Genomic DNA, 10,950 nt, shown 5'->3' on the forward strand with positions numbered 1-10,950 from the left:
ATCCCCCTTTCGTATACTCTCCCTAAAACTTAAAATCCTTTATCATTATCATGAAGACCGTACTGCTCAAAAAATTCATCTCGGAAATCAAGCAGCCTGTCATCCATAATCGCTTGTCTGACATTACGCATCAATTGTATTAAGAAATGCAAGTTATGATACGTTGTCAGTCGGAGCCCGAAGGTTTCATCCGCTTTAATCAAATGTCGCAAGTAAGCACGTGAATAATTGCGACAGGTATAACAATCACAAGCAGGATCGAGCGGGCCAAAATCACTTGCATATTGGGCATTGCGAACGACAAGACGACCTTGGCTGGTCATCGTTGTCCCGTTGCGAGCAATTCGGGTTGGAAGTACACAATCGAACATATCCACACCACGGATAGAGCCTTCAATCAAAGCATCAGGCGAACCCACGCCCATCAAATAACGTGGCTTGTTGGTGGGAAGCAGAGGAACCGTATAATCGAGCACTTCATACATCAAATGTTTCGGTTCACCTACGCTCAGTCCACCAATAGCATACCCCGGGAAATCCATGGAAGTCAAATCCGCAGCGCTTTGCCTGCGCAGATCTTCATGCATGCCTCCCTGAACAATGGCAAACAGACCTTGATCATGAGGACGCGCGTGTGCCTCTAGACAACGCTCAGCCCAACGGCTGGTGCGTTCCAGTGACTTTTTCACATACTCATATTCAGCCGGAAACGGCGGACATTCATCGAAGGCCATCATAATATCTGAGCCAAGTGAGTTTTGAATTTCCATCGCCACTTCAGGCGAAAGAAACTTTTTATCTCCATTTAAATGAGAGCGAAAATGAACACCCTCCTCTGAAATCTTGCGCATTTCACTTAAAGAAAACACCTGGAATCCGCCGCTGTCCGTTAAAATAGGGCGATCCCAATTCATAAACTTGTGCAGTCCACCCGCTTCACGAATAATATCGTGGCCAGGACGAAGAAACAAATGGTACGTGTTACTCAAAATAATTTGAGCATCCATCGCTTTCAGTTCCTCAGGACTCATCGTTTTAACAGTCGCTTGAGTTCCCACAGGCATAAAGGTTGGTGTCTCAATAACTCCGTGAGGAGTGTGTACACGCCCGAGACGGGCTCCCGATTGCTTGCAGGTTTTGATATGTTCGTATCTTATTGCTGGTGCCATATTTTCTCTACCATCCTTAATTAATAAATGAACATTGCATCCCCGAAGCTGAAAAACCGATATTGTCGGTCAATCGCCTCCTGGTAAGCATGCATAATATTCTCCCTGCCCGCCAGTGCGCTGACCAGCATAACCAAGGTGGATTTGGGCAAATGAAAATTCGTAATCATCGCATCCACCACACGGAATTCATAGCCTGGATAAATAAAAATCTGTGTCCAGCCACTACTGGCCTCTAATACTCCATCACCAAATTTATTACCCACCGTCTCCAGCGTCCGGCAACTGGTCGTCCCCACCGCCACGACTCTTCCACCGCGCGCCTTGGTTTCATTGAGCACATCGGCTGTTTCCTGTGACAATGAATAGTATTCTTCATGCATTACATGCTCTTCAATCGTATCCACAGACATCGGTCTGAACGTCCCTAAGCCAACATGAAGTGTGATAAAGGCAACGGTAACGCCCTTCTTTTTAATCTGGTCCAGCAATTCTTCTGTAAAGTGCAGCCCTGCCGTTGGAGCCGCAGCCGAACCTTCATGCCGAGCATAAACGGTCTGATAGCGCTCGCGGTCATCCAGTTGTTCCTTGATATACGGCGGAAGCGGCATTTGGCCCAAGCGGTCCAATATCTCCTGGAAAATACCGTCATATGAAAATGACAGTACCCTGCCGCCCATATCTCCTTCTTCCTCAATTACTGCTTTCAGCTCATCACCGAAAACGATAACAGCACCCTTTTTCAGCTTTTTACCAGGTTTCACCAATGCTTCCCATCGGTCCCCTTGCAGTTGCTTAAGCAACAAAACCTCAGCCTTAGCTCCCGTGTCTTCCTTGATGCCAAACAAGCGTGCAGGAATCACTCTCGTATCGTTTAATACCAACGTATCCCCTGGTTGGAGATACTGCACAATATCCGAAAACGTATGATGGCCCACTTCACCGTTATTTTTGTTTAATGTCAGTAATCTGGAAGCGCTCCGATCAAGCAAAGGCGTCTGTGCAATTAATGTTTCAGGCAGTTCAAAATCGTAGTCGTTTACGTTCATATATTGGTCAGTCCTTAACTATATCCACATTTTTATAATAGTGTTGCAAAATTTTCTTGTAATCATACCCCTGCTCGGCCAAACCATTGGCACCCCATTGGGATAAGCCCAAACCATGACCATTTCCTTTACCTGTAAAAATAAAGCTTTGTGTTTTGTCAATGACTCGTGCATGACGATCTTCATTCATGACGATCACCCCGTTACCACTTGAAGTACTGCTGCCAGATGCGGACAGGATTTGAGTGCCTTGTGTACCACTTACATGAGAAGTAGCCCCATCAGCGCCTAATACAGTATAACTTCCGGTACTCGCAATATCAAACAGTGTGCTCGGGAGTCCGCCCATTGCTGAGCGAAACATATCCGGATACTTCACTTTCAAAGGGGATCCGTTCGCTTCAACCTCCAACACTCGCCCTGATGGACCACGTTTGGTGACATCGAGGTGATTAATAGAGGAAGGCACTGTACCCGTTACTTTTCCTTGCAGGGATTTAGCAAGCTGAGCTGACGTAAAGGGCCCCCTCACCCATGCATAGTCTCCGGACTGAGGCACCTTTTCTAATACAATGATCTCTTCACCCGGCTGCGCCTTGGCTATTGGTGTAACCGTCGATTGAATTTGGGGAATAGGACGCACATTTGTATTTTCCGCAGTGACGGTGATTTTGTCTAACCCCGCTTCTGTGACACCCTCCAGTTCCTTAGCATTATCCTCACGAATATACCCTGTCTTGCCACTGGAGAGAAGTACATGATACCATTCCTGTGCTCCTTTTTGCGCCGAAGTATCCCCCGAGCTGTCTACGCTGGCAAAGGCTTCGCCACCACTGTTCCACACCTCAGAAGCATCTGCTGTCACACCGCCCGCATTAGATGAAAATACAGCTTCGACCACTTTGCCGCCACTTTTAATGACTTCACCAGCTGTTGCATCTACAGCCTCATTGACATTGGCATGTTCCGAGCTCTTACCGTTGTAAGCCTGGCTTAACGTGCCGTCTACCACATTGCCGATCTGAAACCGATTGCCTTGGGCAAGCGCGTAGCTACGAGCCGCTACCGCTTGAGCCTTGAGCGCTTCATCTGGCCATGAGGAATAGACCTCTGCTCCTACCACGGAATACAAATACTGCTCCAAAGGAACTTCGTTCACAAGCGCCAGCTGACCTGACGTCATGCCAATCTCCATCTCGCCGCGATATATACGCTGTGATCTTTCCATCACTTGTATTCCATCATTACCACCGCTGACAATTACCTTGCTATTATCAGAACCACTTAGCATGTAATGAGACATCACCTGCGAGCCAGTCGTGACTCCTGCTTCCTGTCTTATAATGAGGCCAGTTTGAGTACCATTAACTTTAGACAGCGTGAGTCTCGGTTGCTTGCTCTCCAACTCAGTTTTCAAAGCCAACAGCTTGCTGTCATTACTTTCTTCTCCAACCCACACGGCATACTGACCTCTTGATTGAATCACAGTAAAAGCATCAAAGCCCGCCGCAGCAATTGTCGTTCGAACGAGATTAGCTTCCTGCTCGCTTCCGTAGCTTCCAGTGGACCAATGCTTGTTTCCCTTCACCTCGGCCTGCGCTCCGGTTGCCGAGGAAATCCGCTGTACAGCAGCCTGCGCAGACTGTTCACTAGCATATATTCCCGCGTACACTTGATACACAGAGCTACCATTTTTTGAACCGATAAAAACCGTAGGTTTATCATTAGTCTTTTGCAGGGCTTGCGCCGCTTTTATCGCCGCTGCTTCATTTCCTTCAAGTACCTTCACCCGATAGCTGTCTACACTAAAACGAGCTGTACTGTCTGGCAGTCCCATCCAAGTTTGAAAGCTGCCTCCACTGTTCTGTCCAACACTCAGACCTCCTGATGATTTCAAGGTTACAGCGGGGACTGTCGCTTTATATTTGCTGCCTAGATCCGCAAAAATCACTACACGAATATCCTCTTGGGCGGCGGCAGCGTGAACGCCCGAAGACCAAGGTATGCACACTGTAGCTAATACCATAATCGCTGCTGCTCGTTTGGCCCGGCCCATCCATGCACCGAAAATACTTTCTCGGTTAAATGCTTTTCCACTCATTTCTGGCTCCCCCAATCTAGCTGCCTAGCACTTATATTTGCGTAATTTATCGGGCTCTCGATCCTTGTCTGTCCCTTTAAATACATCGGCGGAATAAACCAAAATATAAACCCGCCAAAATCTTACTTATACTCTCATTCCCTCAGTCATCCGTCAGCCGATATCGTATTCACCATACTGCATGTAACCATGCAATAATTTTTTTAAAAAGTGCATCATGTTTCCTAATCACCGTGGATCCGTTGGCATGGGGATTCCAAGGTGGGCATATGCCGCCGGAGTCACTGTTCGTCCCCGAGGTGTTCTTTGTAAAAGACCAATTTGTAACAAATAGGGTTCATACACGTCCTCAATAGTCTGACTCTCTTCACCAATGGTTGCAGCAATTGTGTCCAATCCTACAGGTCCGCCCCGGAATGAATGAATCATGGCCTTAAGCATTTTATGATCAATTTCATCCAGCCCGAGAGGATCTATTTGAAGTCTCTTTAGTGCCTCTGCAGCCAACTCAGAATGGATAATTCCGTCTCCGGCAACCTGGGCAAAATCACGCACCCTTTTTAATAGTCGGTTGGCAATACGCGGTGTCCCCCGTGAACGCAATGCGATTTCCTCCGCCGCATCCCCGACAATTTCAATCTCCATAATATCCGCGTTCCTGGACACAATGTAAGCCAGCTCGTCTGTCGTATAAAACTCTAATCGACTAATAACACCAAACCGATCACGCAATGGCGCAGAGAGCAGCCCAGCGCGCGTAGTGGCCCCTATAAGTGTAAAGGGTGGCAAATCCAGACGGACTGAGCGTGCACTCGGGCCTTTACCAATCATAATATCCAGCGCAAAATCCTCCATCGCCGGATACATGACTTCTTCCACCGTACGATGAAGGCGATGAATCTCATCAATGAACAAAACATCACCCTCTTGAAGATTGGTCAGCAATGCTGCCAAATCTCCCGGTCTTTCAATTGCAGGACCTGAAGTCGTACGCAGATTAACCCCCAACTCATTGGCAATAATGTTAGCAAGAGTTGTTTTACCCAACCCAGGCGGTCCGTACAACAGTACATGGTCCAACGCTTCTTTACGCATTTTGGCCGCTTCAATATATACTTTCAGATTTTCCTTAACCTGATTTTGCCCGATATATTCATTTAGATAACGGGGGCGAAGGCTTAGCTCCGCCGTCTGGTCTTCCATCATCAAATTGGCGGAAATAATCCGGTCATCCATATTCCATCGCTCCTCTTTTCACCAGACACTTGTTAACGGACATCCGCGTCCTATCCGGCAAACAACAGTTGCAAAGCCCGCTTCATCAAAATATCGGCAGATTCATCAGGTTTTGCATCTTTCTTCATTCTGCTCCATACCTTATCCAACTCAGTATCAGTATAACCGAGGGCCTTGAGCGCCTCACGGGCCTCGCCCCAATATGAACCTTCGCCTTCTTCTACGACAGGCTCAGCAAACAATCCGGTTGCCATCCCTAACGAGCCAATACCGTCCAGCTTGTCTTTCAAATCCAGAATCATACGTTGTGCCGTCTTTTTACCGATCCCCGGTAACTTGGTGAGAAATGTGATATTCTCCTGATAAATCGCCGTTACCACATGAGCAGGCGTACCGCCTCCTAAAATACCAAGCGCAACACGCGGTCCAATACCAGATACATCAATCAGTTTACGGAATAGCTGCTGCTCCTCACGGGTCGCAAAACCGAACAGTAAAATAGCATCTTCCCTTACATGATGGTGAATATAAATAACCACTGAACCTTCAGTTTTGGCGAACGCGTAAGGATTCGGACAAAATACCCGGTACCCTACACCCTGTACATCTAAAACGACATATTCATTTTCCAAATGGGCCACAGAACCACGCAAGAAATCTATCATTTTCGCAATACCTCATTTAATTTTGAATTTAGTCCATAGGAGTGCGCATGACAAATAGCCACCGCCAAAGCATCCGCTACATCGTCCGGTTTCGGCACAGTTTGAAGCTTTAGAAACATTCTAACCATTTCTTGTACCTGTTTCTTCTCAGCCTTACCATACCCTACAATAGCCTGCTTTACCTGCATCGGCGTGTATTCACCTATAGGCAAATTACGTTGTTTTGCAGCCAGCACCAGCACCCCACGTGCCTGACTTACAGACATAGCGGTTGTAACGTTGCGATTAAAAAAGAGCTTTTCCAGTGCTACCGCATCAGGCTTATATTTATCTATTAATTGCAACATGCCTTCATACACATGAAGCAGCCTTTCTTCTTCCGGTGTATGAGCCTCCGTCTGGATGCAGCCATACTGCACAGGCACCACTTTACTGCCAATCTTGTCTACAAACCCGAAGCCCACAATAGCAATACCCGGATCAATTCCTAGAAAACGCAAAAAAATCTCTCCTCTATCGCTCAATCATGGCGTAACTAATCAATAGCCAGCGTTATCCTGAATATACTCACGGTCAAATACCATATAAAGCGAACATATGTGTCGTTCTTTTCATTATAACAAAACTTTGTATCTAATAGAGGAAAAAATTTAAACATGAGTAAAAACATAAAAAGAGACGCTTCAAGCCTTACCTCATGGGCAAAGCCTAACGTCTCGCAGTTGTAATCAATAGTGCTGTTTTAATACCCTCTGTGTTCGCTCCACGGCAAAGTCACTAAAAGTGGAAATTACACTGTTATACTCATTTATATCCTGTACACGGATTCCCTGCTGAAGTTGTTTATACACCCCTTCTGGCAAGGCCGTCTCCATGGAACCCACATCCAATTGAAAAAAAGTGCGGATTACTTTTTCTCTTTTAGGCAGCCCTTCATACAATGTAAGCTGGCCGTCAGTGCTCAAACCCATGTATCCACGCTCTTTGCATGACTCTGACAAGTCTTCCACCCTGCGTTCCAGCCACACCTCTCCTTTGGTATTAAGTCGTCCCTTCCAATCGGGATGTTGCTTCAGTAAGGTCTCTAGCTGCTGTGAACTTAGCGTTCCCAAGGAAAGTGTTTCCGTACCACATACGTAGGTGGTTAACAGACGGGTCTTCCTGCTTATACCGGAAGCACGAATACTTTGTAATAGTTGCATATGTGAGGAGTGATCTTCAGTTGGACCCAGATGTGAAGCCTCCTCCATGCCCTCCTCTGCCATGACGGTAGTAGCGAGTGGCTGTGACAACATAGCCTGCATATAATTCGATAACAGAATACCCAACCCTGCCAGCAAACAAGCCGCGCCCAAAATGCTACAGGCCCACACTGTTCTTCTCCACTGTTTCCAGCGCCGTTTCATCTGTTTTTTCCAACTTAATCGCTTCACAGTAATCCCTTCCGTCCCACTTTTTGTGTTAGTGTGACCTGGCGATTACTGATTTATACAAAAAGATAATTAATATAACAAAAAAGCCGCTGCTTCCAGCGACTTTCCTTTTGAATCGGGATGACACGATTTGAACATGCGACCCCCTGGTCCCAAACCAGGTGCTCTACCAAGCTGAGCTACATCCCGAAATACATGCCGGTGAGAGGACTCGAACCTCCACGGTTTCCCTCACGATTTTGAGTCGCGCGCGTCTGCCAATTCCGCCACACCGGCTTATGAAGTTAATGGCGCGCCCTGAGAGATTCGAACTCCCGGCCTTTTGATTCGTAGTCAAACGCTCTATCCAGCTGAGCTAAGGGCGCAAATATGGAGCGGACGACGGGAATCGAACCCGCGACCCTCGCCTTGGCAAGGCGATGCTCTACCGCTGAGCCACGTCCGCAATATCATTATATCCATGACATATAAGTGCATGAATGGTGAGCCATGAAGGACTCGAACCTTCGACACCCTGATTAAAAGTCAGGTGCTCTACCAACTGAGCTAATGGCTCCCAACAGGGTAACATAACTTTGTGAAAATGGCGGAACTGACGGGATTCGAACCCGCGATCTCCTGCGTGACAGGCAGGCATGTTAGGCCTCTACACCACAGTTCCATAGCAGTTTACATTCAAAAGTTAATTGGTTGCGGGGGCAGGATTTGAACCTGCGACCTTCGGGTTATGAGCCCGACGAGCTACCGAACTGCTCCACCCCGCGATAATATTAGGGACTGCTATTTAAATAAATGGTGGAGGCTGAGGGGCTCGAACCCCCGACCCTCTGCTTGTAAGGCAGATGCTCTCCCAGCTGAGCTAAGCCTCCATACTACTTATGACCCGTAGGGGATTCGAACCCCTGTTACCTCCGTGAAAGGGAGGTGTCTTAACCCCTTGACCAACGGGCCATACAATAAAATAATTATGGCGGAGAGAGAGGGATTCGAACCCTCGAGACGCTTTTGGCGCCTACACGATTTCCAATCGTGCTCCTTCGGCCAACTCGGACACCTCTCCATATGGCTCCCCGAACAGGACTCGAACCTGTGACAACTCGATTAACAGTCGAGTGCTCTACCAACTGAGCTATCAGGGAATAATAATCATAAAGCTCTGCTTGGCGACGTCCTACTCTCCCAGGACCCTGCGGTCCAAGTACCATCGGCGCTGGAGGGCTTAACGGTCGTGTTCGGGATGGGTACGTGTGGAACCCCTCCGCTATCGCCACCAAACATGAATTTGCTACGCAAATTCTTCCGTACGGCTATTCAGTTCATCACTTATCGTGTGAATGAATAGCCATGCGCTTGTTGTATGTCACTTGTACATACCTTCAAGGTTACACCCTGAAAACTGGATCCGAAACTCATTGCGTCTTATCTTAGGATAAGCCCTCGACCGATTAGTATTGGTCAGCTCCATGCATTACTGCACTTCCACCCCCAACCTATCTACCTCGTCGTCTTCAAGGGGTCTTACATACTGGGAAATCTCATCTTGAGGGGGGCTTCACGCTTAGATGCTTTCAGCGCTTATCCCTTCCGTACATAGCTACCCAGCGGTGCTCCTGGCGGAACAACTGGTACACCAGCGGTACGTCCATCCCGGTCCTCTCGTACTAAGGACAGCTCCTCTCAAATTTCCTACGCCCACGACAGATAGGGACCGAACTGTCTCACGACGTTCTGAACCCAGCTCGCGTACCGCTTTAATGGGCGAACAGCCCAACCCTTGGGACCTACTTCAGCCCCAGGATGCGATGAGCCGACATCGAGGTGCCAAACCTCCCCGTCGATGTGGACTCTTGGGGGAGATAAGCCTGTTATCCCCAGGGTAGCTTTTATCCGTTGAGCGATGGCCCTTCCATGCGGTACCACCGGATCACTAAGCCCGACTTTCGTCCCTGCTCGACTTGTAGGTCTCGCAGTCAAGCTCCCTTCTGCCTTTGCACTCTTCGAATGATTTCCAACCATTCTGAGGGAACCTTGGGGCGCCTCCGTTACTCTTTAGGAGGCGACCGCCCCAGTCAAACTGCCCACCTGACACTGTCCTCGCACCGGTTCACGGTACCAAGTTAGAACCTAGATACGATCAGGGTGGTATCCCAAGGATGCCTCCCCTCAAGCTGGCGCTCAAGGCTCAACGGCTCCCACCTATCCTGTACAGATCGTACCCAAATTCAATATCAAGCTGCAGTAAAGCTCCATGGGGTCTTTCCGTCTTGTCGCGGGTAACCTGCATCTTCACAGGTATTAAAATTTCACCGGATCTCTCGTTGAGACAGCGCCCAAGTCGTTACGCCATTCGTGCGGGTCAGAATTTACCTGACAAGGAATTTCGCTACCTTAGGACCGTTATAGTTACGGCCGCCGTTTACTGGGGCTTCGGTTCATAGCTTCGCCCCGAAGGGCTTACCACTCCCCTTAACCTTCCAGCACCGGGCAGGCGTCAGCCCGTATACTTCGCCTTGCGGCTTCGCACAGACCTGTGTTTTTGCTAAACAGTCGCTTGGGCCTTTTCACTGCGGCCCCCTCGGGCTATTCACCCTACCGAGGCACCCCTTCTCCCGAAGTTACGGGGTCATTTTGCCGAGTTCCTTAACGAGAGTTCTTCCGCGCGCCTTAGAATTCTCTTCTCGCCTACCTGTGTCGGTTTGCGGTACGGGCACCTTCTCCTGGCTAGAGGCTTTTCTTGGCAGTCTGAGATCATGACCTTCGCTACTATAATTTTCGCTCCCCATCACAGCCCAGCCTTACGATGTGCGGATTTGCCTACACATCAGCCTCACTGCTTAGACGGACATCCATCCGTCCGCGTCACTACCCTACTGCGTCACCCCATCGCTCATAACGGATTACGGTGGTACAGGAATTTCGACCTGTTGTCCTTCGACTACGCCTATCGGCCTCGCCTTAGGTCCCGACTTACCCTGAGCGGACGAACCTTCCTCAGGAACCCTTAGGCTTTCGGCGGATCTGATTCTCACAGATCTTTTCGTTACTCATACCGGCATTCTCACTTGAATGCAGTCCAGCGCTCCTTACGGTACACCTTCAACCCGCATTCAACGCTCCCCTACCCCTGATGCAAGCATCAAGCCATAGCTTCGGTGGTGTGTTTAGCCCCGTTACATTTTCGGCGCAGAGTCACTCGACCAGTGAGCTATTACGCACTCTTTCAATGGTGGCTGCTTCTAAGCCAACATCCTGGTTGTCTGTGCAACTCCACATCCTTTCCCACTTAACACACACTTG

7 protein-coding genes, 11 tRNA genes and 2 rRNA genes (1 of these 20 only partly in view) are annotated in these 10,950 nt (G+C 48.6%); all 20 read right to left on the minus strand.

Annotated features, from left to right (window positions below; all coding sequences use genetic code 11):
- Positions 1-29: 29 nt before the first annotated feature.
- Positions 30-1,169, minus strand: a complete 1,140-nt coding sequence (gene tgt, locus MKY98_RS19715) for a tRNA guanosine(34) transglycosylase Tgt (protein WP_029514803.1) — start codon at positions 1,167-1,169, stop codon at positions 30-32.
- A gap of 20 nt (positions 1,170-1,189) precedes the next feature.
- Positions 1,190-2,218, minus strand: a complete 1,029-nt coding sequence (queA, locus tag MKY98_RS19720) for a tRNA preQ1(34) S-adenosylmethionine ribosyltransferase-isomerase QueA (RefSeq protein ID WP_029514801.1) — start codon at positions 2,216-2,218, stop codon at positions 1,190-1,192.
- 7 nt (positions 2,219-2,225) lie between these two features.
- A complete protein-coding gene (locus MKY98_RS19725; protein ID WP_069012456.1) occupies positions 2,226-4,319 on the minus strand; it encodes a SpoIID/LytB domain-containing protein in 2,094 nt (697 codons plus the stop codon).
- A 228-nt stretch (positions 4,320-4,547) separates the two neighbouring features.
- A complete protein-coding gene (gene ruvB / locus MKY98_RS19730; protein ID WP_013372650.1) occupies positions 4,548-5,555 on the minus strand; it encodes a Holliday junction branch migration DNA helicase RuvB in 1,008 nt (335 codons plus the stop codon).
- A 50-nt stretch (positions 5,556-5,605) separates the two neighbouring features.
- The gene (ruvA, locus tag MKY98_RS19735; RefSeq protein WP_029514798.1) at positions 5,606-6,220 is read right to left on the minus strand and encodes a Holliday junction branch migration protein RuvA; all 615 of its coding nucleotides are present in this window, start codon (positions 6,218-6,220) and stop codon (positions 5,606-5,608) included.
- Positions 6,217-6,720 (minus strand): crossover junction endodeoxyribonuclease RuvC, encoded by a 504-nt coding sequence (gene ruvC / locus MKY98_RS19740; protein WP_029514797.1) that lies wholly within the window; start codon positions 6,718-6,720, stop codon positions 6,217-6,219. The genes ruvA and ruvC overlap by 4 nt, the downstream gene beginning before the upstream one ends.
- A 228-nt stretch (positions 6,721-6,948) precedes the next feature.
- The gene (locus MKY98_RS19745) at positions 6,949-7,653 is read right to left on the minus strand and encodes a BofC C-terminal domain-containing protein (RefSeq protein WP_029514796.1); all 705 of its coding nucleotides are present in this window, start codon (positions 7,651-7,653) and stop codon (positions 6,949-6,951) included.
- A 115-nt stretch (positions 7,654-7,768) separates the two neighbouring features.
- Positions 7,769-7,842, minus strand: a tRNA-Pro gene (locus tag MKY98_RS19750).
- Between the two features lie 7 nt (positions 7,843-7,849).
- Positions 7,850-7,929 (minus strand) — tRNA-Leu (locus tag MKY98_RS19755).
- Positions 7,930-7,941: 12 nt separating this feature from the next.
- Positions 7,942-8,018: transfer RNA gene (locus MKY98_RS19760), tRNA-Arg, on the minus strand.
- A gap of 5 nt (positions 8,019-8,023) precedes the next feature.
- Positions 8,024-8,098 (minus strand) — tRNA-Gly (locus tag MKY98_RS19765).
- A gap of 35 nt (positions 8,099-8,133) precedes the next feature.
- Positions 8,134-8,209, minus strand: a tRNA-Lys gene (locus tag MKY98_RS19770).
- Between the two features lie 28 nt (positions 8,210-8,237).
- Positions 8,238-8,314, minus strand: a tRNA-Asp gene (locus MKY98_RS19775).
- A gap of 26 nt (positions 8,315-8,340) precedes the next feature.
- Positions 8,341-8,417 (minus strand) — tRNA-Met (locus MKY98_RS19780).
- 29 nt (positions 8,418-8,446) lie between these two features.
- A tRNA-Val gene (locus tag MKY98_RS19785) sits at positions 8,447-8,522 on the minus strand.
- A 10-nt stretch (positions 8,523-8,532) separates the two neighbouring features.
- Positions 8,533-8,604 (minus strand) — tRNA-Glu (locus MKY98_RS19790).
- 17 nt (positions 8,605-8,621) lie between these two features.
- A tRNA-Ser gene (locus tag MKY98_RS19795) sits at positions 8,622-8,713 on the minus strand.
- A 3-nt stretch (positions 8,714-8,716) separates the two neighbouring features.
- Positions 8,717-8,792, minus strand: a tRNA-Asn gene (locus MKY98_RS19800).
- A gap of 19 nt (positions 8,793-8,811) precedes the next feature.
- Positions 8,812-8,928, minus strand: a 5S ribosomal RNA gene (gene rrf, locus MKY98_RS19805).
- 150 nt (positions 8,929-9,078) lie between these two features.
- A 23S ribosomal RNA gene (locus MKY98_RS19810) occupies positions 9,079-10,950 on the minus strand; it runs 1,055 nt beyond the window's last position.

This window comes from Paenibacillus sp. FSL M8-0228 (assembly GCF_038007385.1).
Classification (GTDB): Bacteria; Bacillota; Bacilli; order Paenibacillales; family Paenibacillaceae; genus Paenibacillus; species Paenibacillus polymyxa_D.

What these genes read in the sequence shown, in the direction of transcription:
- tgt (WP_029514803.1), bottom strand. Translation starts at nt 1,169, where the DNA reads ATGGCACCAGCAATAAGATACGAACATATCAAAACCTGCAAGCAATCG.
- queA (WP_029514801.1), bottom strand. Translation starts at nt 2,218, where the DNA reads ATGAACGTAAACGACTACGATTTTGAACTGCCTGAAACATTAATTGCA.
- MKY98_RS19725 (WP_069012456.1), bottom strand. Translation starts at nt 4,319, where the DNA reads ATGAGTGGAAAAGCATTTAACCGAGAAAGTATTTTCGGTGCATGGATG.
- ruvB (WP_013372650.1), bottom strand. Translation starts at nt 5,555, where the DNA reads ATGGATGACCGGATTATTTCCGCCAATTTGATGATGGAAGACCAGACG.
- ruvA (WP_029514798.1), bottom strand. Translation starts at nt 6,220, where the DNA reads ATGATAGATTTCTTGCGTGGTTCTGTGGCCCATTTGGAAAATGAATAT.